This window comes from Paenibacillus sp. SRL342, assembly GCF_984798905.1.
The window spans coordinates 5,089,985-5,114,281 of the sequence record NZ_OZ481790.1; the positions used below are offsets into that span (position 1 = coordinate 5,089,985).

33 protein-coding genes and 2 pseudogenes are annotated in these 24,297 nt (G+C 38.2%); 2 read left to right on the forward strand and 33 right to left on the reverse strand.

Annotated elements, in window-relative coordinates; genetic code table 11:
• Positions 1-11 precede the first annotated feature (11 nt).
• Positions 12-488 (reverse strand): DUF6790 family protein, encoded by a 477-nt coding sequence (locus AC4E8D_RS22385; RefSeq protein WP_026080959.1) that lies wholly within the window; start codon positions 486-488, stop codon positions 12-14.
• A 423-nt stretch (positions 489-911) separates the two neighbouring features.
• Between AC4E8D_RS22385 and AC4E8D_RS22390 the strand changes: the two genes are divergently transcribed.
• Together AC4E8D_RS22390 and AC4E8D_RS22395 are read left to right on the forward strand one after the other, a co-directional pair.
• On the forward strand, positions 912-1,337 hold the full coding sequence (locus tag AC4E8D_RS22390; RefSeq protein WP_150364426.1) for an Rrf2 family transcriptional regulator: 426 nt from the start codon (positions 912-914) through the stop codon (positions 1,335-1,337).
• A 111-nt stretch (positions 1,338-1,448) separates the two neighbouring features.
• A complete protein-coding gene (locus AC4E8D_RS22395) occupies positions 1,449-2,303 on the forward strand; it encodes an SDR family oxidoreductase (protein ID WP_221821908.1) in 855 nt (284 codons plus the stop codon).
• A 172-nt stretch (positions 2,304-2,475) separates the two neighbouring features.
• Here AC4E8D_RS22395 and AC4E8D_RS22400 read toward each other — a convergent pair whose 3' ends face one another.
• The 32 genes and pseudogenes from AC4E8D_RS22400 to AC4E8D_RS22555 all read right to left on the reverse strand — a co-directional run bounded on the left by AC4E8D_RS22400 (position 2,476) and on the right by AC4E8D_RS22555 (position 24,297).
• Positions 2,476-3,015, reverse strand: coding sequence for an RNA 2'-phosphotransferase (locus AC4E8D_RS22400; RefSeq protein WP_076214213.1), 540 nt, complete (start codon positions 3,013-3,015; stop codon positions 2,476-2,478).
• Between the two features lie 31 nt (positions 3,016-3,046).
• Positions 3,047-3,487: an Imm48 family immunity protein gene (imm48, locus tag AC4E8D_RS22405; RefSeq protein WP_221822061.1), complete on the reverse strand. Its 441-nt coding sequence runs from the start codon at positions 3,485-3,487 to the stop codon at positions 3,047-3,049.
• A 179-nt stretch (positions 3,488-3,666) separates the two neighbouring features.
• Positions 3,667-4,563 carry a nucleotidyl transferase AbiEii/AbiGii toxin family protein gene (locus tag AC4E8D_RS22410; RefSeq protein ID WP_313771467.1) on the reverse strand — a complete coding sequence of 299 codons (897 nt, stop codon included), beginning with the start codon at positions 4,561-4,563 and terminating at the stop codon, positions 3,667-3,669.
• A 37-nt stretch (positions 4,564-4,600) separates the two neighbouring features.
• Positions 4,601-5,182 (reverse strand): hypothetical protein, encoded by a 582-nt coding sequence (locus AC4E8D_RS22415; RefSeq protein WP_221821904.1) that lies wholly within the window; start codon positions 5,180-5,182, stop codon positions 4,601-4,603.
• A 203-nt stretch (positions 5,183-5,385) separates the two neighbouring features.
• Positions 5,386-5,859, reverse strand: a complete 474-nt coding sequence (locus AC4E8D_RS22420; protein WP_100528557.1) for an SMI1/KNR4 family protein — start codon at positions 5,857-5,859, stop codon at positions 5,386-5,388.
• A 386-nt stretch (positions 5,860-6,245) separates the two neighbouring features.
• Positions 6,246-6,713: an SMI1/KNR4 family protein gene (locus AC4E8D_RS22425; protein WP_490205225.1), complete on the reverse strand. Its 468-nt coding sequence runs from the start codon at positions 6,711-6,713 to the stop codon at positions 6,246-6,248.
• A gap of 36 nt (positions 6,714-6,749) precedes the next feature.
• Positions 6,750-6,848, reverse strand: coding sequence for an HNH endonuclease (locus AC4E8D_RS22430; protein WP_397376266.1), 99 nt, complete (start codon positions 6,846-6,848; stop codon positions 6,750-6,752).
• A gap of 112 nt (positions 6,849-6,960) precedes the next feature.
• Positions 6,961-7,170 (reverse strand): hypothetical protein, encoded by a 210-nt coding sequence (locus AC4E8D_RS22435; RefSeq protein WP_221821901.1) that lies wholly within the window; start codon positions 7,168-7,170, stop codon positions 6,961-6,963.
• Between the two features lie 140 nt (positions 7,171-7,310).
• Positions 7,311-7,778, reverse strand: a complete 468-nt coding sequence (locus AC4E8D_RS22440; protein WP_133385600.1) for a DUF6985 domain-containing protein — start codon at positions 7,776-7,778, stop codon at positions 7,311-7,313.
• Positions 7,775-8,155: pseudogene (locus AC4E8D_RS22445) on the reverse strand (HNH endonuclease); the annotation flags it as partial. The pseudogene AC4E8D_RS22445 and the gene AC4E8D_RS22440, both read right to left, overlap by 4 nt.
• 77 nt (positions 8,156-8,232) lie before the next feature.
• Positions 8,233-8,673, reverse strand: a complete 441-nt coding sequence (locus tag AC4E8D_RS22450; protein ID WP_221821900.1) for an SMI1/KNR4 family protein — start codon at positions 8,671-8,673, stop codon at positions 8,233-8,235.
• Positions 8,634-9,053, reverse strand: coding sequence for an HNH endonuclease (locus AC4E8D_RS22455; protein WP_339308748.1), 420 nt, complete (start codon positions 9,051-9,053; stop codon positions 8,634-8,636). Before AC4E8D_RS22455 ends, AC4E8D_RS22450 begins: the two co-directional genes overlap by 40 nt.
• 447 nt (positions 9,054-9,500) lie before the next feature.
• On the reverse strand, positions 9,501-9,995 hold the full coding sequence (locus AC4E8D_RS22460; RefSeq protein ID WP_221821899.1) for an SMI1/KNR4 family protein: 495 nt from the start codon (positions 9,993-9,995) through the stop codon (positions 9,501-9,503).
• A 26-nt stretch (positions 9,996-10,021) separates the two neighbouring features.
• Positions 10,022-10,462: an SMI1/KNR4 family protein gene (locus tag AC4E8D_RS22465; RefSeq protein ID WP_253502147.1), complete on the reverse strand. Its 441-nt coding sequence runs from the start codon at positions 10,460-10,462 to the stop codon at positions 10,022-10,024.
• Between the two features lie 100 nt (positions 10,463-10,562).
• Positions 10,563-11,102 (reverse strand): T6SS immunity protein Tdi1 domain-containing protein, encoded by a 540-nt coding sequence (locus AC4E8D_RS22470; RefSeq protein ID WP_221821897.1) that lies wholly within the window; start codon positions 11,100-11,102, stop codon positions 10,563-10,565.
• A 160-nt stretch (positions 11,103-11,262) separates the two neighbouring features.
• Positions 11,263-11,709, reverse strand: coding sequence for an SMI1/KNR4 family protein (locus AC4E8D_RS22475; RefSeq protein ID WP_221821896.1), 447 nt, complete (start codon positions 11,707-11,709; stop codon positions 11,263-11,265).
• A 15-nt stretch (positions 11,710-11,724) separates the two neighbouring features.
• Complete coding sequence (locus tag AC4E8D_RS22480) at positions 11,725-11,850, reverse strand: HNH endonuclease (protein WP_339283613.1); 126 nt, start codon at positions 11,848-11,850, stop codon at positions 11,725-11,727.
• Positions 11,851-12,313: 463 nt separating this feature from the next.
• Positions 12,314-12,838: a hypothetical protein gene (locus tag AC4E8D_RS22485; protein ID WP_221821894.1), complete on the reverse strand. Its 525-nt coding sequence runs from the start codon at positions 12,836-12,838 to the stop codon at positions 12,314-12,316.
• A 174-nt stretch (positions 12,839-13,012) separates the two neighbouring features.
• Entirely contained in the window at positions 13,013-13,312 is a 300-nt protein-coding gene (locus AC4E8D_RS22490; protein WP_221821893.1) for an Imm3 family immunity protein, read from the reverse strand.
• Positions 13,313-13,600 (reverse strand): annotated as a pseudogene (locus AC4E8D_RS22495) (Imm3 family immunity protein); the annotation flags it as partial. It abuts the gene before it with no gap.
• A gap of 177 nt (positions 13,601-13,777) precedes the next feature.
• Complete coding sequence (locus tag AC4E8D_RS22500) at positions 13,778-13,894, reverse strand: hypothetical protein (protein ID WP_490206503.1); 117 nt, start codon at positions 13,892-13,894, stop codon at positions 13,778-13,780.
• 410 nt (positions 13,895-14,304) lie between these two features.
• Complete coding sequence (locus AC4E8D_RS22505) at positions 14,305-14,835, reverse strand: hypothetical protein (protein WP_339305140.1); 531 nt, start codon at positions 14,833-14,835, stop codon at positions 14,305-14,307.
• Positions 14,813-16,237, reverse strand: a complete 1,425-nt coding sequence (locus AC4E8D_RS22510) for a hypothetical protein (RefSeq protein WP_490205226.1) — start codon at positions 16,235-16,237, stop codon at positions 14,813-14,815. Before AC4E8D_RS22510 ends, AC4E8D_RS22505 begins: the two co-directional genes overlap by 23 nt.
• On the reverse strand, positions 16,182-16,568 hold the full coding sequence (locus AC4E8D_RS22515) for a hypothetical protein (RefSeq protein WP_221821888.1): 387 nt from the start codon (positions 16,566-16,568) through the stop codon (positions 16,182-16,184). Before AC4E8D_RS22515 ends, AC4E8D_RS22510 begins: the two co-directional genes overlap by 56 nt.
• Positions 16,569-16,580: 12 nt before the next feature.
• Complete coding sequence (locus tag AC4E8D_RS22520) at positions 16,581-17,576, reverse strand: hypothetical protein (RefSeq protein ID WP_221821886.1); 996 nt, start codon at positions 17,574-17,576, stop codon at positions 16,581-16,583.
• Positions 17,577-17,737: 161 nt separating this feature from the next.
• Positions 17,738-18,193, reverse strand: a complete 456-nt coding sequence (locus AC4E8D_RS22525; protein WP_221821884.1) for a DUF6630 family protein — start codon at positions 18,191-18,193, stop codon at positions 17,738-17,740.
• A gap of 17 nt (positions 18,194-18,210) precedes the next feature.
• Positions 18,211-19,176, reverse strand: a complete 966-nt coding sequence (locus tag AC4E8D_RS22530) for a hypothetical protein (protein ID WP_221821883.1) — start codon at positions 19,174-19,176, stop codon at positions 18,211-18,213.
• Between the two features lie 17 nt (positions 19,177-19,193).
• Positions 19,194-19,790, reverse strand: a complete 597-nt coding sequence (locus AC4E8D_RS22535) for a hypothetical protein (RefSeq protein WP_221821881.1) — start codon at positions 19,788-19,790, stop codon at positions 19,194-19,196.
• Between the two features lie 193 nt (positions 19,791-19,983).
• Positions 19,984-20,463, reverse strand: a complete 480-nt coding sequence (locus tag AC4E8D_RS22540) for an immunity protein YezG family protein (RefSeq protein WP_154897029.1) — start codon at positions 20,461-20,463, stop codon at positions 19,984-19,986.
• A gap of 4 nt (positions 20,464-20,467) precedes the next feature.
• The gene (locus AC4E8D_RS22545; RefSeq protein WP_260632820.1) at positions 20,468-22,180 is read right to left on the reverse strand and encodes a DNA/RNA non-specific endonuclease; all 1,713 of its coding nucleotides are present in this window, start codon (positions 22,178-22,180) and stop codon (positions 20,468-20,470) included.
• A gap of 212 nt (positions 22,181-22,392) precedes the next feature.
• On the reverse strand, positions 22,393-23,343 hold the full coding sequence (locus tag AC4E8D_RS22550) for a suppressor of fused domain protein (protein WP_221821880.1): 951 nt from the start codon (positions 23,341-23,343) through the stop codon (positions 22,393-22,395).
• An 18-nt stretch (positions 23,344-23,361) separates the two neighbouring features.
• The gene (locus AC4E8D_RS22555) at positions 23,362-24,297 is read right to left on the reverse strand and encodes a WG repeat-containing protein (RefSeq protein WP_221821879.1); all 936 of its coding nucleotides are present in this window, start codon (positions 24,295-24,297) and stop codon (positions 23,362-23,364) included.

Genomic DNA, 24,297 nt, shown 5'->3' on the forward strand with positions numbered 1-24,297 from the left:
TCAGTTACAGCTTAGTGCATTACCCAGATTCCGCCGGCCAATACGGAGAGAACCGTGATAAACGTTTGATACACCACATCCATAATGAGATTCCCGATACTGTCTCCATCTGCCTTGCGATTTTTAATCATGACATAAGTATGTGACCAAAGACCACTTAACCCGTATATGTACATCGTTACCAATACACCAACCCAAAAGTTCCCCTGGAACCAGATGGCCATAATCCCCATAACTCCAAGCCCTACCTGGGAAAAACCGTATTTAACCTGAAATGGTCCACCAGGCCATCCTAACATTTTGGCTGTCTGATCCGCTCTGGCAATGTTGACAACATAACCAATCACTCCAACCAATCCAAACGTAACCACAAACTGATGAAGCAGCAATACTCTGCTAATCTCGCTCATTTCTCCGGGAAAACCTAACACATATAGGTGTACTCCCCCTGAAATTAGACCTAACAACCATAGAACCAAAAACCACATGCCTGTCCCACTCCCGCCGTTTGTTATTTGGAATCATTTGTAACTAAATGTACAATCTTGTAGATACACACATTATATAATCGCTTTTACATTTGTCAATTCATACATAATTTTCTATTTTGTCGAAGCTTTTGTCATTTTTCTTCTACTGTACGCAAACAAGAAAACCATATAGTTCCATTTAACTTGAAAATAATAGGAATTTAGCCCTATTATTACATTAAAAGGTTTGAATTCTACTTCTTTTTTAACGCTTCAAAAGAACCACAACTCATTTATTTGACATGGGTGATAGTTCAATTATCATCTGTTTGATCATCTACGATTACAGGATAACAGCAACGATCAATTAACCTATGATATAAAAGAATTGACATTCGATCTCTTTGTAACTATTATAGTTACAACGGTGGTGATTATCGCATGAGACAAATCAGCAGTCGCTTTTCCATTGCGGTTCATACCCTGTCCCTGATCGCTGTTATGCCCAATGAATGTACCGGAGATGTGATCGCGCAGAGTGTGAATACTAATCCCGTGATTATTCGGCGGATTATGTCCAAGCTGAAACAGGCTGGTCTGATTGACGTCAGACCCGGTGTGGGCGGTGCTTCCTTGTTGAAAGATCCGGCTGAGATTACCCTTCTTGATGTATATCGAGCGCTTGAGGTGGTGGAGGATGGGGAATTGTTTAACTTTCACAAACATCCGAATCCGAAATGTCCGGTCGGCAACATGATTGAACACACCTTGCGTGCCGAACTCATTGAGGCTCAGACAGCCATGGAACAGCGCTTGAATCGTGTAACCATACAGCAGATGATGGATCAGATTCATGTCTCTGAATAAAAAAGCTCATCATGAGCTTTTTTTAACCCTTTCGTTGTAATCACACCTGTTATAACATATTTGATTACATCCATATGCAACCAACAACACATATCATAGGAGGAAAAGAAAATGAAAATTTTGGTTACTGGCGCAACAGGTCAATTGGGTTCACTGGTTGTAGAGGCATTGTTAAAAAATTCTGCCAAGGATGTGGCAGTAAGTGTACGTAATCCAGAGAAAGCGGAAGCACTCCGCACTCAAGGCGTTGACGTGCGTCACGGTGATTTCGATCAACCGGAGACGTTAGAGAAAGCTTTTGCCGGTGTAGACCGTCTGTTGCTCATCTCGACTGATGGTGACAATGAAACGCGAATTCGCCAACATCAGGCTGCCATTGACGCCGCCAAGAAAGCAGGCGTGGGTTTCATCGCTTATACAAGCGTTGTGAATGCAGAGAAAAATACCCTTTCCCTGGCGGAAGTTCACCGCGCTACAGAAAAAGCTATTCGTGAATCCGGCATTCCGTATTCCTTCCTGCGTAACAACTGGTACCTGGAAAATGAAGCAGGCAGTGTGCAAGCAGCTACGCAAGGTGCGCCTTGGGTTCATGCCACCAACAACAGCCAAGTAGGCTGGGCTACCCGCAGTGACTACGCCCATGCTGCAGCAGCTGTACTCGCAGGAGAAGGACATGAGAATACTGTGTATGAATTGTCCGGCAAGCTACGCACGCAAGCTGAACTGGCTGCCATTGTTGGTGAAGTGCTTGGACAAGAAATCAACGTGCAGAACGTGGACGATGCCGCTTACGCTGAAATCATGAAAGGCGCAGGTCTACCGGACTTTGTCGTATCGATGCTTGTTGATATGCAAAGTGCCATCCGTGAAGGCGCATTGGCTGTAGAAAGTGATACTTTAGAGAAATTGCTTGGCCGTCCGGCTCAACCACTTAGCGAAGGTATTAAATTAATTGTAGGCAAGTAAGTTTTGGATATGAGAAAGGGACACACCAACAAATGTTGGATGCGTCCCTTTTTGGTGTAGTTAAAGATCAATACAATGATATACACGTTGAACGGATGACTGTACACTCCCCGTTGATTGCGACTGCTGTAATTCAAGATAGGTGTTTATGCTTTCCACAACCGTTCATCACTCATTGCTCAAGAATATAACGTGCGGGAATATGATCGGCCAGCCAGATATTTTCGTTTCCATGATAAAAAAGGATTCCGTCTGTGGCCGCTTGAGCAGCATTGATTTTCAAAATGACAGGCTGATCATCCCGTCTTCGTCCCACCTGATTGGCCGTATCGATATCTGCGGACAGATGTACATATTGCCTTTGCCGCGGCTGTAAGCCATGTTCCATAATAGAATGCACTGCGCGTGCCGGGGTCCCATGGTACAGGGTTTCCGGTGGCTCAGCAGATATCTTTGATATCTTATGGGGTGTCGAATGTCCATACAATGCCCGGATGCGGCCTGAACGGATTTCATGTCTCTTTTTCTCCGAGGCTTGAATCATCTGCTCCAAATCGGCTTGCGTGACTTCCTTCCACTGCGGACTTTCATGTAAAGCCACCAGCAATTGCGAGATTTCCACCCAACCCTCTTCGTCCAGTTCCAGTTCATACTCCCATGGTGCATGTCGCAGAGCGTATGAGAGTTCCTTGCTTAATTTCATCAGATCCAATGCAATCATCTCCCACATCTATTAAAACCGTCTATTTTTGCGATTGAACCGCTGTTAAAATCTCCTGAATGTTACGTTCCAATCCTTCATCGTTTTCCTGGTTGAATTGGCGGTGTCCATCAATCCCACGTTGGATAATCGTATTCATCACCGGATGAACCTCACGATCGGAAGCCACCCGAATCAGATCATCGGCAAAATCAACCGCCTGCTGTTCACTGTAATTAAACGGTTTAATGAGCATCCGAATGCTCAAGGCATGGGCCTGCGGCTCCGCTAGCTGATCCCGATGAGTGATGCCATACACCGCGCCAAAACCAAAAGCAGCCATGACCTGACGCTCCAGTTCTGTTGTCTGTTCCAAAGGCGTGCCAATCAGCTCACACATTTTGTCCACCATCTGCTCCAGCTCGTTTGCTGCCGCAGCCAGAATTACGTCATTAATATCGTCAGCGTTGATAAAATCAGTCATATTGGTTTTCTCCATTTCTGCACCGTATTTGATCCATTCTCTCAGACTCTATGAGAACATTGTATCGGAGTTGGGGTGTTCGTTTCAAATTCATCTACGAATAAAGGCGAAGTGAATGCTCCCGAAGCAGTTTTCTTACAGAAAGCTTTTAGGTCTGCTTCTTCAGTGCATGAAGATCTTTATGTATGCGTGGGGCAACTTGGTAAATGTTCATATGCGTCACTGTTAATACCAACGTGATTCATCGTTTGGCGCAGCTCCGATACAAATTCCATAAAATACACTTCAGGACTACGGCTTCCGGCATAATACTGCAAGTCATAATCGTAATTTAACCTCGAAAATACATCATGCAGATCGTCAACCAGTATCTTTTTCATATCCTCTCTCGTAATAGCTGGGTCCATGCTGCACTCGTTGGCCAGGGTCTGCATTGTCTCCTTGAGCGCCTGCTGATCGTATAACGGGTTAGACAACAGATGCTGCAAATCATACAAGTCTTTAAACCTGGGCCTCACTATCGTTTGATGCAGCTTCCATGCAATTTGGATGGAGAGTGGTACAGTGTAAGGAACGACAAAAGCTTCACCAACCATGGGTTGGTAGGATAGAGTAACAGGCTTCTCATCCAAGTCGAGGTTAAAAGATATATCAAGATGCAGTTCATCCTCATACTCATTTTCATTCCTTGGTTCACTATCAATATAAAAGGCAAGCTCCGTGTTCACCGTAGGAAAATCATCCGCCATCGCGTAGTCTATTCTTCTCCAGAAGGCATTCTCCCGAAAGCTTCGGAATATGATACCGTCATTCAGGTCCATCTCCGTTACCCGGATCATCCAGTCTGTAAATACTGCATTGGCCTGATCCTCATTCTCAATTCGACCTGTATACAGAAAGTCGATGTCATCCACATAACGAATATTGGGATTCTCCAAATACTGTCTTGTTAATAAGCTTCCTTTTAATACAAATGGACTATTCACTAGAGAAGCGCGTTTTAATAGAGCTTCTAACACAACAATGAATCTCTCATCCTCATTTAGGAGGTGCATTTTTATGTTTTTTTCTGACACTCGTTCTCCTCCTCCATTCATCGTACTCAACATCCAATTAGATCCATCCACGATCCAGTTCTTCCCGGCTGTCATAGATGCACAGTTCATATTGCTGTTTTAACAGTTCGATCTTGTTCGTATGCAAAATGGTATGGATCTCTCCCACTCTACGATAAAAATGTTCTGCACTCTCATATTCACGGACCGTTACGAATCTCACTTTGCCATCTGCATTAAGTGAGTTCCGTGAGATATGTCCGCCCGAATCCGCGCACAGTTGCTTCAATACGGCCACATCATCCACATATACCTTTCCGTGCCATTCGAAATAAGGCTTGGACTGTGCCAGCATCGGCTGATCAAAATACGTTTCTTCCTTAGCCGGAATTTCCACCTTCGTCCGAACAACTGTGAATCCGTTATCCCGAAACTTCGCCCCAACTTCTTCAATAACATTCTTCACTTCTTCGTAATTCGTGCTATGTACAATGCCTGTAATCATTGGCTGATTAATATATTCACCTTTGTCCAAGACGATCAACACGGGCTTCACGTTCTCTTGATTACAGATGTTGATAAAGGTCTCTTTCTCGTTCTGCTTCAGATCACGCATGGTTACATGATATTCAAATTCCATCAGGTCACTTCCTTACTGATTTTTGTCATCTCTCATTAGACAGATCTCTCTTCTATCTTCTGTTAATTCTCCACTCACATCGCTCAACTCAAATATTTCCACAGATCTTCTTTAAGTTTTACAATTCACGTTCAAAACGCACCCCTAATTTCTCTACAAGATACTGACAATTGGGGCATTCGTTAACATGAACTAGGAGAACTTTATTTACTCAGCAATTCAAAAAATTCTAATATATTGGTCGCGACTTTTTGTGTCACAGGAGAAAACTCCTCTGACTCTTCATGAAACCAAATAACTACAGTAGGCTCTTCTGTTTCTCTAAAATCCAAACAAATAAAATCTCCTGAAAAAAGCGCTGCAATAGGAACTACATTCATTCCCACTAAATCTTCATTATCAGTTAATCTATCACCTATTTGCGTAATAGTAACTTCAATATCATACCATCCATTAATAGGATCAGACTCACTGTCATCCAATATACATAGAAATTTTTCTATTATGTATTCTTGCTGATTCATACTAAACATATTTGTGATTGGTACAGCTCCGTTATGTTCCTTAATAAAGTGCCTATAAGATTCAGGGAATGAAACTCTGAAACTTCGCTCAACTGCATCTAATAAATCATCTCCTGGTAATGGAACAACAATCGTATTAACATCCATTCTCATATGCTTCACTTCCCATTCTCATCTTTTAACACATGCCCCACCACATGGACTTTAACCAGGAAGATCAGAATCCCCTAACAACAACTTCCTTTCGTACACACCATTAGTATAAAACTGGATATGATGCTCTTTCTACCATTTGGAAACTCAAAATAACTCGATTCCATTTGAGTGTTGTCGTCATCATTTTGGCATAGGAATCTGAAACAGGCTCTCCTGTATAGGGGTGAACTCCCAGCTCAAACAAGCACACCTTTAGGTAACAGATGTAACAACTATAGCCATTTCATCAAACTATAAAAAACTCACTCCTGACTCATTGTTCGAGTAGGAGTAAGCCTTTTAATTTTTCTCATATGATTGCATTATAGGAAGAACCTATTCTTCTAGCATATCAAGAAACGATTAACATTATCTGCAATTTTTTCTGTAACTGGGTCATACTCATCTGACTCCTCATTATACCATATACAAACAACTGGATCGACTTTACTTTCAGTATAGTCTAGACAAACAAAATCTCCTGCAAATAGAGCTGCAATTGGTACTAATTCAGCACCTGTCATATCTCCATCAGAGAGTATCCTTTCATCCAATTGACTGAAAACAACCTTGATATCATACATACCTTTATCATGCTCGCTTGGCTTGTCCAATAAACAAAGAAAACGATCAACCACATATCTATTCGATTTAAATTCAAAAAATCTAGTTATTGGAATAGATCCATTGCTTTCCGATATAAAATCTATAAAATCTTTAGGAAACTCGATTTCAAAATTCTCTTCTACACGCTTAATTAAATTACTACCTGGAAGCGGATAAATTATACTGTTATTTTTTATTTTTAACATATTTCACCTCTCAAATTAATGTCTTGGGGCGTCTGCTCAATGTCCCTTTGTTCTTCCTCCATTATGCTTTGCAATATTATGAATACCAAAAGGTACAAGTTGCATCAATCCGCTTTCCTCATTATGGTGACAAATTGTTCTTCTGGTTGTACTTTATTTGGTAATCTAGCGTTCAGCCACTTGAATTGTACAACCTCTGTTGCCTTCAAAAGTTCCTTGGTAATATATCTTCATGCAATACTACACTTCATATCGGAGATTTCAAACCTTTTAATTTCTTCACTTTAACCGTCGGGAAAACCGCTTCGTACTCCTCAATCGCCATGAACAGTGGCTCTAGCTCTGGTGGCAGATTCGCTACATGAACAGGTTTGTTGCTACCCTTCTGTTGCAATAGACCTGCTCGTACGTTGGTCTCCCCGTTCAAAATGAAGCTACCACCCCACCAAGCAACCATTAGTTATTTTCGACACGCAAAAAGCTCTCTAACTCATAAATTAAGTAAGAAAGAGCTTTTGAATGTTAATCAAATGTTTGAATCATTTAATGTTGGGTTCGTTGGATATGGTTGTGCTATACGATTTAATTAGCCTGGTATCAAATTGCAACATCTTGGTATCCTACATCAGCTATTTCTTCATCTAATAAACGCAACCCTAAACCATTCTCTGAATCCCATGTACAACTAAAAAGAACTCCAATGTCACGTTCTTCATTAATGTCTCCATACGGAACAACAATCCCCTCTAAAGTAATCATCTTCATCAGTTGAGTTGTTGTTTCAACTAATGGATAATTCTCATTAAACGCAACATCATAACCCAATTCACTTCTTTTTTGTATGTAATAATCCAAAATAGGTTGTAATAAGTTAAATTGCACTTGTTTCCAATCTTGTATCAATGATTGATATGCCGAATATTGTTTTTCATCAAATCTTCCATCTTCATCTCCATCAATCATCAATGTAATTTCAAGTTCTCCTCCGAATAATTGAAACATAGTCTTCCTAGTCCAACCATAGTTATATTCGAGCACTCCAAAAACAGGATCATTCTTTATCATTGTGTACTCCCCTCTTTATTGTTTATTAGAAATCCCCCAGGTTCAAACGCTCCTGCATTCATTTCTCCCACACCTCCAAGATGCCCAAAAGTACTATTCATCTCTGTAGGTACTAGCTGCATTGTTTTAACATCATTTAATTCGTGCCATGTTAGTTTATTTCCATCTCGATAAATCTTTATATCTTTAGCAGTAATTTTACCAGACTCCATACCAAATTGGCGTGCTATTTCAGGAGAATTATTAAGTTGTTCAGCTAACCTTTGATCTGATTGAGCAAAATTAGCTCTTCTCGCTGCTCCTCCGTATGTGCCTTTTCCACCTAACATATACTCAATTTGAACTTCTGCTTTAGCTACTGGTGAAAGATCAGGGATCAGACAAATAAAAAAGCCAATTTCGACTTATAATTCAAGTTGAAATTAGCATTTCTGCATCCGTCATTTTCTAAAGATTAAACTTCATATAAACTATCTAAAAAGCTATCAAAAGAATCAGATATAAGAAACATATTGCTCATCTTCTCAGTAGGTTCTATATCATGAAGGAAAATATATATTTTCCCCGCATACTCTTCGCTAGTTCCCAGACAAATTTGATTTCCTCCAGAATCATCACCTATAGATATAAATTCGTTTGGGATTTCGCCATATAATGAGTCAAACACACTTGATAACTCATCGTAGGATTCATTGATATCTAGCCCATAAAGTGTGTTGAGAGCAGTCTCTCCTTCATCATCTGAAATTTCGAAAACATTTGGCTTTACATTACCACCGTTATACTCAAGCAAAAAATCGCGATATTGAACCGGAAGTAAGAAAGCATATTTTGCTTCAAATTCCTCAATATTTTTTAATTTAATTTTTTTATTTGTGTTATAAATCGTTGCCATGGTAATTCTCCTTTATAATCATTTTTTCCGTTAACTGTAGACTGACCACCTATATGTCTAAAGTCCCTATGGATATCCTTCTGAACAAGAACCATTGTCTTTCCATCTTCATGATGATGCCAAGTGTACCCAGTTGGAGGTTGATTTAGTTCAGTAACTGGTGGATCAGAATCCTTATTTAGTCCTGCTTCTAAGTTCGCCTTCTTGGAGTCCGCCTGAGGGTTTTTAGGAATAGTAATTTCTATTGTTACTGCTGGTTTAATAGCTGGTTTAATAGTTAGATGGTAAAATGCTGAAAAGTCAGGACACCCATTAGGATAACTAACCGATATTCCATTTTTGTTAGTATATGTCCATGTTCCATTCCCATCAATTGAAATATGTCCACCTTTATCCTACAATTTTTAGGGACAGGAAATTATTGGCTTCGTTTCCATTACTTCTTATGTCAAATCCGACAGTTTTAACTTCTTACCTTTACCCGTCTCCTCAGTGCCTTCCGTATTTTCCTTCGGATTGTTTGTATCCTATTCTACCTTTGGTTTCTTCGGTTCGGATGATTTAGACGGTTTCGCATCGACTTGCCGTTTACCTTCGCCTTTTTTTTAGATGGAGATGGCTTCCACGTATTCACTTCATTCGGCGTTTCATTTTTTTCTGGTTTCGTATTCGATTTGGTGCTATTTTTCGGCGTTGTCGGTGCATTAGGTTCATTCATTTTATTTAGAAATCTTTTCTCACAAAAAGACCCATTCCACCTGAATAATACTGATGAAATAGGCCTTATAATTTTAACTTCTAATTTTTGAAATTATTCACGATTATTCCTACGTCTGAGAAACAAATAAACTATCCAAAAGGTCAGTGAAACTTTCTGTGATCAGTCTGATATGTTCTTCCTCTAGAGGAAGTTTCTTTTCAATATAATTGTCATAATCCATATCGAAATGATACACACTCCCTTTATTAGGTCCTTCTACTACAATACAAACTAAATTATTCCTCGGTGTCTCACCTATTGGATAATAAATTCTCGATAAAATATTTGCTTCTGTGTACAGACGATACTTTTGTTCTGAATTATTATTTAAATTATTAGACAAAGGAAAAAACATCAAAATAGAAGACTCTATTTCACCTTCTTTTTGGTCATCATTTGTAGTAAATCTCCTTCTAGTACCAGTTTTTCCACCATTCTTTAACATTAAAAATTTCTTATAATCATCAGGGAAAATCATATTATACTTCTTCTCGACTATCTCAATCTCCTGAAGACTTACAGGAGGATATGAACTTTTAATAATATTTTCATCTATATTCATACTTATCCACCCACCTATTAAGAAAGTCAATAATATTCATCGCTGGCCTCATGTAATGTTTCTAAGAGCTCAGAAAAACTGTTACATACCTCAGTAATGGAGTCCTCACCAAATTCTTCATTGTTAAGAAAAACAACTGAAGGTGAATTTTTACTTTTTCGGTAATCAAAGCAAAGCTGATTGCCAAAAGGATCTGTTCCAAATGGAAATATCTCTTTTGGCATGAAATCACTTATAAATTCATAAACTAAAACAATATTAGGCTCACTTGTAAAGCTTAGTAAATGGTCAAAAACTCCCTCTCCTCCATCATCATAGGAAAATATATTTGGTACAGGATGCCCACCATTATAGTTTTTAACACATTCTCTATAGTCATCAGGAAATTGTATACCATATTTTTTTTCAACCTTATTAATTATATCTTCACTAATATCTCCAACCGTACGTTCCCAAATTATTCCCATTGCTTACTCTCCAATTAGCTTTTATATACCTCCTATAGATGCCCCTTATAGAAAATAATCCATACTTTTAAACATTTATATCGGTCTCCATTTTTTATTTTCATTCCATTGGTCCCATAAAATGATTGATTATATATATATGCTCAATAAATTTAACTTTTTTTAAATTCTCAACTTTCTCTGCTCCACCTAATCCTAAAAGAGGCACATAGCCAAAACATTCATCGTCAGCAGGCTCTCCATATTTTTCAAACGCTTCAAGATAGGGAGACCAGTCAAGAGCTTTATTCAAAAAATATTCATCACTTATGTCCCCAAAAAAGTACTTAAAATTTTTCCCTATAACATTTACTTCATGCTTTCTGAAGTTAAGCGCCATTAAGTATCCATCTTCCCAAATCAATATATCTCCCATTGCTGTTGTAAATAGAGGAATTGCTAATTTTGCTCGACTGTAGGTATCTTGTAATAATTCTAAATACTGATCAGGATTAATAATTTTCAGATATCCATTGGAAAGACTACCCAGTCCATATTCCTTCCATACTTCAATTAGTTCAACAGGAATTCTCGATCTGTATTTCTCGATAATGCTTATAGGTATTTCTTTCTCAAAAACGAAATTCGGAATAGATGGCATACTTCTTTATACCTCCTTTAGCTCTTAAAACATTTCCTGTTTGAATCGTTTAGTGTTCTATCTGCTGGTTGTATTGTACGATCTGTTGTAAATATTTGTGTAACATTAACAGGCCTAAGTATATTGTTTTGTTTATTAAGTTAACAATGCCAAAAAATCTTTAAAAACTTTCCGCCAAAAAATAACTCACTGGATCGAATTCACCAGAATTTGCGTGATCCCAGACACAAACATTAGGAGAATTTCTAGATTCACGAAAATCTAAGCATATAAAGTCACCAGAAAATAGAACAGCTACTGGTAACAAGGAAACTCCTATTAAGTCCTCATCATCAATTAATCTCTCATCAAGTTGAGATTTTGTGGCATCAATATCAAATATTCCAAATCCATTGTCGGTTGGATCTTCAAGAATGCACAAAAATCTAGTAATTAAGTAATTATGACTATTACAACTAAAATAACATCTTTCTGGAATGCCTCTGTTGTTTATCTTAACAAATTCTTTATAGTCTGAAGGCAATACTACCCTCCAAAAACCTTCTTCTTTTGACAATACCTGATCAGTTGGTAATGGATAGATAATAGATTTTGCTCTCGTTCCCACAATTTTTTTCCTCCCTTATCTCGGTGCATCTGCCCATATTCCGGTTGATCTACCACCATTATGAGTAGTAATGTTGTGTATACCAAAGGGAACTAATTGCATTTTCCCCGGTACTTCTGTGATGCCATGTATAAGGTCCATCGTTAACCGATTTCATTATGTCTTCCGGTAAATTTTATTCAGCCAGTGAAACTGCTCTGTGTCACCTTTTTTCCACAAATCTTTTGGAAGGTAATCTGTGTGCACTAATACACCAGCCCCCTCGAAATCAGCAAAGCCGAAACAAATACCTTCTACTTTCTTTCACTTCAATTTTTGGTATAAGCTTTAATTCCGCAGCTTTATTTCTAATCAGTTTTCTTTGTTTACCTGTTAAATCAGCACCTCCCTGTACACTTTTTCGTAATTTATAAAAATCTATTACAAAACAGATCGACACCATTGGCTCTTTGACCAGGATCGATCTGTTTTATTTATGCCTATATCTACTTTGTTTACATTTCTTTTTCCGATCCCACTTATATACTGTCTTATCGCGTATCCCGGACCTACTCCAAAAAATAATAACTTTTGAACTGATTAGTCTTCTAAAACCACTTTACGATTACTTTATTTTCTCATCCCAATTTTTGTCCAGTTTATCCAGACTATTTTCACTAATATCCATTGGTTCAACCGTGCTCATTTCTACAAAAACAATTCGAGAACGTGCAGCCCTTCCATAGGTTAACTCTCCATTATGGTATCTTATCCTCCCGCCTCTACTAAACAACTTTATAATTGGAGTATAGAGTCCTTGGAATTCAAGTGCTATCGACTCGTTTTCACCAGATAAATATGCCCATTCCAAATAGCTTTTACAAACTGATTTGACTAACCACTCATCCTTAATTTCGTTTAATTCATCACAGTATCCATATATTTCAATTGGCAACTTTATATCACAGATATCTGCTGCACTAAACACTGCAAGTCTCTTGTTAGGTTCTTGATCTATAAAATCATAAAAATGAGAACCTCTCCTTAAAAACTCATATAATAATATTCCATGTGAAGGTTTGTTAGGTTCTTCATTCTCCCAATTAATGTTTCTTATAATGGTTCTGGCATCTTCAAATATCTGATTCAACTAGCTGCCCTCCTAAAATTTAATTATATTAGTTAAATTATAAGATAGTGTCATCCGAATTAAAATCTGGGAAATACTTTTGCGGAGGAGGTGCAAGATCATGAGCCCCTCGTTAGGTGTTTTTCCAATCATACCTTCTATTAGATTTTATGATTCAATTTTACGATATGGTACTCATGATTTATAATTTTGAAGCTTAGTTAATACTTCCTTGATTCGTATAGAAAGATCTGATTGCTCAGCTTCTGTTAATTGTTCATCCACTTCATTCATATCGAATTTCTCGAATTCGCTTTTTATTTTCACAAATTCACGGATAAGTAGTTCTGCAAGTGTTGTTTTAACAACAATTTTCTCACTAAGTGTACTCCTACATTCACGATCGAATCGCTCCATTATTTGCTCAACGAGCCCACTCGTATCTTTCATGTCATTAATGATATTCCCAAAGTAATTTTTAACTTCATTCTCCATTTAATAGCAGTACAATCTTGAATATGGAATATATTCCGCATGTATACTTTCGATTCTATCAAGCACCATATCTCTTCGTTCTAATATGTCCTGGTACTCATCCGGAGTCGTTTCAAGTTGCAACTTGTTTAAATCTAAAGAATTTAATCCCTCAACTATCCTCTGTTTTGATTTTATGAATATACTTGAATGTGTTAAATAAATTCTTCCTTCTGAAATTAATATTACTGATTTCTCCCTTTCGCCTCTTTTTTGTATACCGAAGTATGCCTCAGTGGTACAAGCAAGTGCTTCAGCATTTACTCATTCTCTCGCTTTTATAATCAAAATACCTTTCATAAAAAGCACCAAATAAAGCTTCATAATTTCGTTTCATCTGCTTATCTCCTTTATTAAAACTCAACTAATTTGTCACCATTGTGGATTACTTCAATATCAATATTTGGATAATCTTCGTGGAATTTCTTAATAACTCTGCTCACTACTTGTACAAGTATTAATTTCAGTAAATAATTTTATTTTCCCATGGGCTTGTGAAGGATCATTTAATTTATCCAGTCTAGCAGCTAAATCATTTAGGATCTTATATCTGTATCATTATCTCCAAATCTTACACCTCCTCCTCTATCCGGCGCATGAGTAGCCTCATACTTAGGTTTAGGTAGCTTTATTGAATAATCAGCATAGTCTTTTGCCTTGTTATCACGATTCGATCCACTATGTGCATAAAATTCCTTTTTGTTTATACCTTCGATATTCACTTCTGAATATGCAAAATTCAGTTCATCTACAGTAGTGAGTAAATTTAAGAAACGTAATAAAGCTAAGAAAGAAAAAAGTCAGTTGCGGTAATATACTTGACTCGTTATCTCCTGATCCTTAATTGGCCGTGCATGGTGCGCATGGATGTTGGAGGTACAAATCAAAAAAACGGTCAATCATGGTAATATCTGACCATAATTGACCCGTTCGAGGTACGATATCGAGATTAACTAAACATCTTTATTATTAAGATCAATTCTCTCCAAATTAGAGTCACTTATATCGGTTTCTAGCCTACTGCTATGAAAATCAATCCAATTTTCAAGAACAAAAGCAGCACTACCACAACTCAAAGCCCTGTCGCTATCGAATCTTAGTTTCCCACCTCTTTCAAAAAACTTAATAATTGGTTCATAAATATTTGCTACTTTTAAGACTTCCGATAAGCCTTTTTCAACAACATATGCTGTTTCTAAATAATTTCTACATATTTTATAGTGTATAGGGTTGTTAATGTCAGGCAAACTTTCATCCACAATCCTATCAATTTCTAGCAGCAAATCATTGTTTTCAATATTTAGGACTCTAACTGGACTTCCTATTGGGCTTTGATTAGAAGTATAAGAACTTGTAAAGACAGCAATTCTTCTCAAGTATTCAGCTAACAGAGCTGAATGTGATTCTTTGGGCTTTTCTCCTGTATTCCAGTCTATTTCATTTATTTTTTTCACCGCACTACTAAAAGACAATCTCATATTCATCACCTTTTTTGATTTTATAAAATCTCGAACTTTCCTCCTTATATCCAGGAAATGTTCCAAATTCAGGTTGTGGTACAGCATTATCATGTGCACCAGGAGGCTTTGATTTCCAGGTTTTCGACTCGAAATCCCAAGAACCTGGATGCCTATAGTATTCTTCCCCAGAATCCATTCGGGCTTTTTCATCTAATTCATGTGCTTTTAACTGTTGAAACCATTTTTTCTGATCAGGAGTCAGTTCTCCATCCAGAACTTTGTGATAAGCATATATTACTTCGGGATCAGGTGTTAATCTAGTTTTATAAAAGTATAAACCTTTCTCATCGTAAGCTGGAAGATCATATTTATTAAGAAACAGATGTGATTTTAAATCAATTGCATCCTGTAACTCCAAACCTGTATTCTTAGCAAAATCCTCTATATCTTTCAATCCTGTACTTCTTATTTCTTCAGCTTTCTTTTCAGCAGCAATTTCAATCTTAAATTTAAATTCTTCCTCGGGAGGATCACCATACCTCTTCGTATCTTTTCCCGTCCCCTCAGCCTCTGATTCACTTTTTTGTCTTTCTTCCTCTTCCCTTTTACTTTTCTCCTCCTCTTTTTTCTTTTTATCATCTTTACCTTTTCCTTTTTTCTTAGATGAATCCTGTTTCCACTGATTATGACTGTTGGGAGTCTGATTATCTTTTTTGTTAGCGCTAGATGAGCTTGTTCCTTCACCTTCACTCGACTTTTTCCCTGTACCTGTATTCGATCCTGTAGTATCCGCTTCTCCGGTTGTTTGGGTCTTCTTACTGGTATTCGGAGTTGGATCCTCTATCTTTCCACCACTTGATGATCCTGTTTCTTCATCATCGCCAGGCTTCTTCCCTGTACCTGAACTTGAACCCGTACTATCCGTTTCACCCGATGATTTGGACTTCTTACTAGTACTCGGTGTCTGACCCGTTTTCTTGCCACTGCTTGGTGAGTTTGTGCCTTCACCGTCGCCAGACTTCTTCCCTGTACCTGGACTCGATGCAGTAGCATCCGTTTCACCTGACGATGGAGACTTCTTACTGCTGCTTGGGGTCTGATTCGGTTTCTTGCCATTGCTGGAGGAACTTGTTCCTGCCCCGTCGCTTGACTGATTCCCAGCGTTCGAGCTAGTTTTCCCTCCGGAACCCACTTCCCCGGCATTACCCGACTCTTTGGGCTTGTTTTTTCCCAAGTTGCTCCAAGGCTGAAACCGGACGACCTGACTCTCCTTATAATAATCGCTGACGGCTTTAACCATCACATCTTTTGACTTTTTCACAAATGTCTTTGTTTTGCTTGTAGCCGGTTTGTCTGTCGTCGTTGTTCCTTTAGAAGCAGCTTGGAGAACCCGTTGTACCTGGCTGGTCTGAGGGTTCGGGTACACCTGAAGAACCCTTTTTCGTGCTTACTCTGCCCGTAAATCCATTGAACTCCCCGTCTAACCCTTTCATAGTCATCTCGTGTTGCTCGAATTCACCCATCAGGGTAGATAATTCTTCTTCGCTTATCGGAGCCATAATTCGCCGGGCAAGATACTTCTTCTGTTCGACCGTCAGATTCTGTTTCTGCCAGTAATTATAGTCACCCATTTCCTCGGCGGTGATGTCTATTCTTCCGATATCTCGAGCAATGCTGTTATGATAAGGGCCAAAAAAGAGTTCATATTTAATGTCATTCTGCTTCACATCCCCATAATACACGAGTGCTTCCTTCAACTCTTGGTCAACCTATTGATGAGCCCAATGCTCCCTCGTATTGCCTGGAATCTGATAATACATCTGGCTAATTTCCTTTTCCTGCTGATGCAGTTTCTTCACAAAATCCATAAAGGAAGTAGCCGTGCTTAACTCTCGTGCTACTGAGACAACTTTACCAAATAATTGGTGCTTATAAGCCTCTTCTTGCTGCATCTTGCCCACGAAATCACCATTCAGATAATTCAGAAGTTGTAGGGCCGAAGGCTTAAAGGATCCTGCACTTGGGATGTTCCCGATCAAGCCGATTGCTGCAGCGCCAACGACAACGGCCTGTGCCGCAATGGCTGGTGCACCTCCAAGCATACCCAAAACGGGGATCATGCCCGCCATGGCGACCGCTGCACCAAACAGGGAGACCTCCTTCATGTTAACCACGGAAGGCTGCATAGCAGCTGCCTCATATTGTTCAAGCGGAATAAGGGGCGGCTCCGGCGGCAAATCAGCTACCACGACCGGTGCCTTATGGCTGCCTTCTTGTTGAAGTAGTCCAGCACAAACATCAGCTTGTCCATCCAATATAAAGCTGCTTCCTCCGCCAAGAAGCCAAATTGCTTCAGGGGCGGTAGCTTTAATCTGACCTACTTTAAGCGATAGACTGCCACCCTGAATCGAGATATTACCTGCACTCTGCATCGTTACACCCTGGTCATTCAGTGTGATGACCAATCCAGCTCCAGCCTCTACGGTCACCTCATCCGATGACATACCAATAGATGGTCCGTCAGGGTGGCCCCACATTTTGTGTTGCGTTCCACCGGAAACCGAACGCTTGCTTTCGGGTACTGCATGACGAATATAAGCCTTGGACTCGCGACTTCCGGGAATGTACAGTTCTACCGTGTCACCAAGCTCTGGCATCAAGAGCAGATAGATCGTGGTTTTCGCATATGATGATCTTCTAGCATCATACGATGTGCAATGATGTGCAACCTGGACTCCATTCTGTTTATCCAAATCTTTAGTCATTTTTCTTATTACGTATCACTGAATATAATTCTTAAGACCTTGTGTATCATATGGTTGATCAAAGTTTTGACTTTTATTACGCAAGATTAACCCTTTCTAAAAAACCTCAAAACAAATAAGCCCCAGTCAAATAACTGGAGCCTGTCTGACTTAACTCTGAACTAAATATACAACTGGATATGACGCTCTTTTTCAGGAATATCTTCATCTTCTAGTAAATCCACTTCGGTTAGCGCACCCTCATGCTTAAGTTCGGCGATGAACAATGCATAGAAGTCTCCTGCTGTCGGATAGGAGAATAAACCATATCCTTTTCGAGAAATCAGCTTGTTTACCTCCCTAATTTTCTCAGGGAGATATTTGTAGTCAAACTCTCCCAACTCTTCTAGCTGATCTGCAGTTCCCAATTCGATATCATAGGCATACTCATAGTCTAAGATGTAATTGACGATTTCCTGATCCACTTCTCCTTTGTAGTCCAGAAATAAAAACCGTTTGGTCGCTAAGCCATGATTCAGCATACTATAATACGCCAGTGATTCATCCGGATCATTCAAAATTATGTCGATATCCTCTGTATCATCGAAAATTAACGGCACCAAATCTTCATCTGCCATGCAGTCTTCCTCCTCTCCTATTCAAACAGAACTCCATGGTGGTTTGGGATATACTCTGGATAGTTTTTGCGATAGAAGTCATCAATCATTCGTAAAACGGGATCCCATTCTGGATACGGTTCAGGATCTTGAATGTTCATTTTAGCCTCCGGTAAGTTCATCAGGAAATCATCAAAATGACTTGGGTTGGGCAGACCTTGTTTTTTTCTCACATGAAGCAAATACAAAATTTCATAAGGATAAAAAGCGTAATCATAATTTCCAAACTCAAGCGATTTTCCTAACTCTGAAGCAAGCGTGGAATGATGTTCGGACATTCTTCCAATTAAATGCGTAATTTCATCCACATCAGGTGTATTCCATTGTTCCAATACTTCTCTGTAGATTCCAAGTTCTTCGGGAATCAAGCCACATGGCTGTTCCCGATTTGTTAATGCGGATTTCACAGCCAAGTGAACATATTCATTAGTTCCCTCAATTTCTTGCTTGGTATGTTGGAGATATAACTCTAGTAAAAACCAGATATGTTGATTCCAATCATTCGCTTCCATTAAATTATCTCCAAGATATTTGACTATAAAATCAAAAAATATCTTTTCCTCTTTTACCCATCCGTATAAATTGAAGTGTATTAATGCGATGATGCTATACTCGAAAGAATAATCAATCAATTTCAGGCTCGGATAACGCTCTCTATAAATATGCCTACCCATGCACTGATAAAATTTTATTTGTTGGATTTTTTTTAGCGCACTTACATTTCGACCGTTTTTAATCAATACGTCATTTTTCCACACATCTAACCAAAAGGAAGATATATTATCCATATCAATTAATAGAATGTGATCTCTCTCTGTATCATTAATATCGATGACCTCAACAATCTCATTTTTACCTTCTTCGTATTCATTTACGGCATTACTACCAAAAAAGTTTTTGACATACCTTTTGTAGGCCAAATGCATTTTTTTTGAATTAACCATTGTGTTCTCCTTAAGTTTTATTTTATCTCCTTACTCCAATCTTTTACTTTTACAACATCTACTCCAAAACCAACCGAAGTTTTCGAAATATCAACCTCTACTCTGATATACTCAAACTCCAACCCTGGGTTATCTTTTAAAAGTTTCTTGTACTTTGCTTTAAAATCCGCAAAACTTTTATTTTTACGGCTTGACATCACTTCAAAATATTTAGCACCACCCAGTTTTTGCTCTGTTGAATAATTGAAATTTCCCCACTCGGAAGTCTTAGCCTCAATCATGGTTAATTTAGGAGGCGGACCTTTGGACAAAAAGGCTCCATCTATGCCGTTCCTACCAACTTGAAATTGATCGGAAATATCCTTACCCAGATTGTTGTTTATTGCGATTTTTTTCGCAACTTCCTCGCCAAAATCACCCTTATCATGATCATAATATTTTGTATTATCGATTTTTCGCTCATACCCTTCTACACTGGATAAATCAAATTTACTACTTATATCATCTGGAGTATCCAGTTGATTGATTGAATACCTTACTCCGTTGTCTTGACTGATCATCAGCTTATTTAAAAGTTGTGAGAAAACGAAGGTAATAAAAAAGAGGTCAATCATGGTGGTATCTGACCATAATTAACCTGTTTGATGTATAGGAATAGCGTTATTTAAATTATAAAATTAAAGCAATTGATTTGCGTACAACCGAAATGATGAAATCTTTATACGGGTATTACATGGGTTAGTTGTGTTATTGGTCGAATGATGGATGTAATCGGCACTGGGTAGTCCTACCAAAGAAAAATGGCATTTAATTCGCTTCTTCAAACTGCTTCATTTTTTCGATCTTTATTCTGTCATTCTCTTCTTGTGGAATATTATTCAGATATTTACTTTCCCAATATTCTAACCTGTCTGAAGGGCCAAAATTGGATTCTCCCCATTTTGTATAGTCGTATATTATATTTAATTTTCCTTCAGATGTAAGTTTCATGGTTATTGAAAACCAAGGCTCTTGTCCATCTTCTATAAATATATTTTTTAGATCATTGGTAACTTTCAACAACTTTCTCATAGTTTTTTTATATATTTCTGAATTAATATTGTAATTCTTCAAAATATCTCGGCAATAAACATAATCATGTTTATTTATTGGTTTGAAGAAAAAGAAAACACCCCCTTCTCCATTTTCTACCTCGCCATTAAAATAAAAATTTTCCCAATCTTCAGGTATCAATTCATTTATTGTTTCTGCTATCTCTCTATATAAATCATTCATCTGCTGTTCCATTCTACTAACCTCCCGGTTGATTCTGTATTGTAATAGTAACTTCTTTTTTCTTCCCTATTTGGTAAGTTACTTCGAATGAATGTGGTCTCATTGAACTTCCTGAATAGACTGGTTCAATTTTCACAGTAACTTTTTTAGGTGGTACTTCATTCAGAGCATTCGCCCATTCAGTTTCCATTTCATACCATTTTCCGCCACTTCGATTAATTTGGCTATTCTGTGGCACTAAGTTATCGATATCCTTTGGTCCTTTAAACTGTGCCCCTATCAAGTGTCCACCATCGTCATCAGGTAACCTACCTTGCCCTTTTCCTACCGTCCTCTGGGCATATTCACTACGGTCTCCTTTACCAAGTACAAGTGCTCCTTCACATTCAATAATACGCCCTTGACTGTCCGTACGATAATTATAACCATCTGGTGATGTGTATTCTATATTTGGTTTTAAAACTTTTTTTCTATTCTTTCTTGTAAAATGATCTCCATACTTAACTGTTTCATAGACTATTGGTGGCGGTATAACAGCTTGTCCCGTCCCCTCAGCCTCTGATTCACTTTCTTGTCTTTCTTCCTCTTCCCTTTTACGTTTTTCCTCCTCTTTTTTCTTTTTATCATCTTTTCCTTTTTTCTTCGATGAATCTTGTTTCCACTGATTATGACTGTTGGGAATCTGATTATCTTTCTTGTTAGCGCTAGATGAGCTTGTTCCTTCACCCTCGCTCGACTTTTTCCCTGTACCTGTATTTGATCCTGCAGTATCCGGTTCTCCGGATGTTTGGGTCTTCTTACTGGTATTCGGAGTTGGATCCTCTATCTTGCCACTACCTGATGATTCTGTTCCTTCACCATCGCCAGGCTTCTTCCCTGTACCTGGACTCGATGCAGTAGCATCCGTTTCACCCGATGATTTGGACTTCTTACTAGTACTCGGTGTCTGACCCGTTTTCTTGCCACTGCTTGGTGAGTTTGTGCCTTCACCGTCGCCAGACTTCTTCCCTGTACCTGGACTCGATGCAGTAGCATCCGTTTCACCTGACGATTGCGACTTCTTACTACTGCTCGGGGTCTGATTCGGTTTCTTGCCATTGCTGGAGGAACTTGTTCCTGCCCCGTCGCTTGACTTATTCCCAGCGTTCGAGCTTGTTTTCCCTCCAGAGGCATTCCCCGACTCTTTGGGCTTGTTTTTTCCCAAGTTGCCCCAAGGCTGAAACCGGATGACCTGGCTCTCTTTATAATAATCGCTGAAGGCTTTAACAATCACATCTTTTGACTTTTTCACAAATGTCTTTGTTTTGCTTGTAGCCGGTTTGTCTGTCGTCGTTGTTCCTTTAGCAGCAGCACTTGGAGAACCCGTTGTACCTGGGTGGTCTGAGGGTTCGGGTACACCTGAAGAACCCTTTTTCGTGCTTACTCTGCCTGTAAATCCATTGAACTCCCCGTCTAACCCTTTCATAGTCATCTCGTGTTGCTCGAATTCACCCATCAGGGTAGATAATTCTTCTTCGCTTATCGGAGCCATAATTCGCTGGGCAAGATACTTCTTCTGTTCCACCGTCAGATTCTGTTTCTGCCAGTAATTATAGTCACCCATTTCCTCGGCGGTGATGTCTATTCTTCCGATATCTCGAGCAATGCCGTTATGATAAGGGCCAAAAAACATTTCATATTTAATGTCATTCTGCTTCACATCCCCATAATACACGAGTGCTTCCTTCAACTCTTGGTCGACCTGTAAAAGCTAATTCTTCAAAAAATATAAAAGGAGATAAGCAATTTAAACTCCAGATTAAAAAAAGTTAATCACAAAGAAACTACCTCTCCTCAATCCTGATTTCTATTATCATTTATTCAAAAAAAGGACTCATTCCACCTAAAAATTGGAATGAATCCTCTAATCAAAATCATTTGTCTCTTTTTAGCAGCAATCAGTTACATCACAGAGTTTCTTCTTGTTGGACTATAATTAACATATCCTTTTTCAAACATTTTATCAGCTATAATATATATGTCATCTTCTTTTTTTGCTATCTCCAGTTCCTCAGCCGTTACACCTAGTAATAAATTTATTCTACCGTACCCAGAAGAAACAGGTATAATTTCAGGTAAATCTATTGGTGGAGTAATTATAAAACCACTTAAGTCTGTATTTGGAAGCCTACCTTCGCGATATTCTATAAATTGGCCAGGATAAATATGATTTTTTGTTTCTTCAATATATTTAGTCCAACTAACCAATTCATCTCTAAAAACACTTTCGTTAGGCTTTGCTGTTATCATCAATTCATACCCATATCCAGATGTTTTTCCATTTTCAAACTCAATAAGGGATGGGGTACTATTCTCAGGATTAGTTAGCCCCGATGTGATGTATACATCCAGTCCATCAAAAGCATTTTCATATTTAAGGATTAACAAATCACTCTGCTCACTTCTCCACACGATCCTAGGTTCTATGCAATCAAACATCGACCAATATATTATTTCAATTCGATCTGACAAGGGGAATTCTAAAGGTGGAATGAAAATTCTTTTTAGAATGTTTTCAACTTGAGGATAAATAAAATGTCCCTTATTTATTGTGATTTTCATTTTCGATAAGGGAACTTCAGATGAAGCAAGATTTAATAACTCCTCTTCATCTAATTCTATCCACACATCCGGATTTGCTTCATCACGGGAATATAAAGTATTAATATCCACAATACCTATACTAGATAATCCTAGCAAGTCTACTAATGGAGATTTTTGTTTTCCAGCAAATAATACAAGTTCACATCCACTCGGAAAGCAGAAACCTATTGATTCAAGACATCTACATAAATATTCAAAATATGGGGATCGTTCTAACACCAATTCTAGTACTTGTTTTCTATTTTCCACTTTGAACAAAACCTCCGTTTACCAAAGATTAAAATTGCTGGGTTTGAATACCCATTTTCCTCCTTCATCCACATAGCCCCATTCTCCATTAAATGTAACACAGCCAAGGTTATTGTAAAAAGAATCAGCTGTTGTAAATATATTTTTAATAATATAATTTCCATTTTTGTTAATGTATCCATACATATCCTTACTTTCAACTGGTGCTAAATTATTTTGAAATTCACCTACACTTTGAAATTTATCTTTGATGACCCTACTCCCCAAGTGATCTATAAATCCCCATTTTCCATTTGCTTTTAATTTGAATCCTCCTAATCCTTCGGAAAAACTTGAAACTTGATAATACTCAGGTTGTATAAGAAACTCCCCTTGTTGATTAATAAAGCCATAGAATTCACCGTCCACTGAGGCTTCAGCTAATCCCTCTGAAAAATTGGATACTGAATTAAATTGATAATCAATTTTCAGCTCACCTCTATCATTTATAAAACCAAATTTTGTCCCTTGCTTTACTAAAGCCAATCCATTTGAAAATGTACCCATAACATCAAAAATTGGATCTATAATAATTTCACCAGATACCCCAAAAATACCTACTTTCTTGTTTTTCTCCGCTATAACTGAAAACCCCGGATTTATTCCATGTATTCTATCAAAGATTGGTTCTATTACAAACTCTCCTTGCTTATTAATACATCCATACTTTCCTTTATAATAAACCAATGCTAAGCCATGTTCGAAGTCCCCTAGAAAGTCGGCACTCAATTCAATTACCCATTCGTTTTCAGTATTTATATATCCTTCCTTATCATCGAACGTCCAAACATATGCTAAACCTTCACAAAAATTGTTTACAGCCTTATAAGAAGGCTCAATTATAATGTCACCTTGTTTATTAATAAAACCATACTTCTCATTTATTTTAATTTTATAAAGATTATTATCCTTCAT

Coding starts and splice junctions, on each gene's coding strand:
- AC4E8D_RS22385 (WP_026080959.1), bottom strand. CDS start 488: ATGTGGTTTTTGGTTCTATGGTTGTTAGGTCTAATTTCAGGGGGAGTA.
- AC4E8D_RS22390 (WP_150364426.1), top strand. CDS start 912: ATGAGACAAATCAGCAGTCGCTTTTCCATTGCGGTTCATACCCTGTCC.
- AC4E8D_RS22395 (WP_221821908.1), top strand. CDS start 1,449: ATGAAAATTTTGGTTACTGGCGCAACAGGTCAATTGGGTTCACTGGTT.
- imm48 (WP_221822061.1), bottom strand. CDS start 3,487: ATGACTGATTTTATCAACGCTGACGATATTAATGACGTAATTCTGGCT.
- AC4E8D_RS22415 (WP_221821904.1), bottom strand. CDS start 5,182: ATGGAATTTGAATATCATGTAACCATGCGTGATCTGAAGCAGAACGAG.
- AC4E8D_RS22420 (WP_100528557.1), bottom strand. CDS start 5,859: ATGAGAATGGATGTTAATACGATTGTTGTTCCATTACCAGGAGATGAT.
- AC4E8D_RS22425 (WP_490205225.1), bottom strand. CDS start 6,713: ATGTTAAAAATAAAAAATAACAGTATAATTTATCCGCTTCCAGGTAGT.
- AC4E8D_RS22435 (WP_221821901.1), bottom strand. CDS start 7,170: ATGGTTGCTTGGTGGGGTGGTAGCTTCATTTTGAACGGGGAGACCAAC.
- AC4E8D_RS22440 (WP_133385600.1), bottom strand. CDS start 7,778: ATGATAAAGAATGATCCTGTTTTTGGAGTGCTCGAATATAACTATGGT.
- AC4E8D_RS22450 (WP_221821900.1), bottom strand. CDS start 8,673: ATGGCAACGATTTATAACACAAATAAAAAAATTAAATTAAAAAATATT.
- AC4E8D_RS22460 (WP_221821899.1), bottom strand. CDS start 9,995: ATGAATATAGATGAAAATATTATTAAAAGTTCATATCCTCCTGTAAGT.
- AC4E8D_RS22465 (WP_253502147.1), bottom strand. CDS start 10,462: ATGGGAATAATTTGGGAACGTACGGTTGGAGATATTAGTGAAGATATA.
- AC4E8D_RS22470 (WP_221821897.1), bottom strand. CDS start 11,102: ATGCCATCTATTCCGAATTTCGTTTTTGAGAAAGAAATACCTATAAGC.
- AC4E8D_RS22480 (WP_339283613.1), bottom strand. CDS start 11,850: ATGGACCTTATACATGGCATCACAGAAGTACCGGGGAAAATGCAATTA.
- AC4E8D_RS22490 (WP_221821893.1), bottom strand. CDS start 13,312: ATGGAGAATGAAGTTAAAAATTACTTTGGGAATATCATTAATGACATG.
- AC4E8D_RS22505 (WP_339305140.1), bottom strand. CDS start 14,835: ATGAATATGAGATTGTCTTTTAGTAGTGCGGTGAAAAAAATAAATGAA.
- AC4E8D_RS22520 (WP_221821886.1), bottom strand. CDS start 17,576: ATGACTAAAGATTTGGATAAACAGAATGGAGTCCAGGTTGCACATCAT.
- AC4E8D_RS22525 (WP_221821884.1), bottom strand. CDS start 18,193: ATGGCAGATGAAGATTTGGTGCCGTTAATTTTCGATGATACAGAGGAT.
- AC4E8D_RS22530 (WP_221821883.1), bottom strand. CDS start 19,176: ATGGTTAATTCAAAAAAAATGCATTTGGCCTACAAAAGGTATGTCAAA.
- AC4E8D_RS22535 (WP_221821881.1), bottom strand. CDS start 19,790: ATGATTGACCTCTTTTTTATTACCTTCGTTTTCTCACAACTTTTAAAT.
- AC4E8D_RS22540 (WP_154897029.1), bottom strand. CDS start 20,463: ATGGAACAGCAGATGAATGATTTATATAGAGAGATAGCAGAAACAATA.
- AC4E8D_RS22555 (WP_221821879.1), bottom strand. CDS start 24,297: ATGAAGGATAATAATCTTTATAAAATTAAAATAAATGAGAAGTATGGT.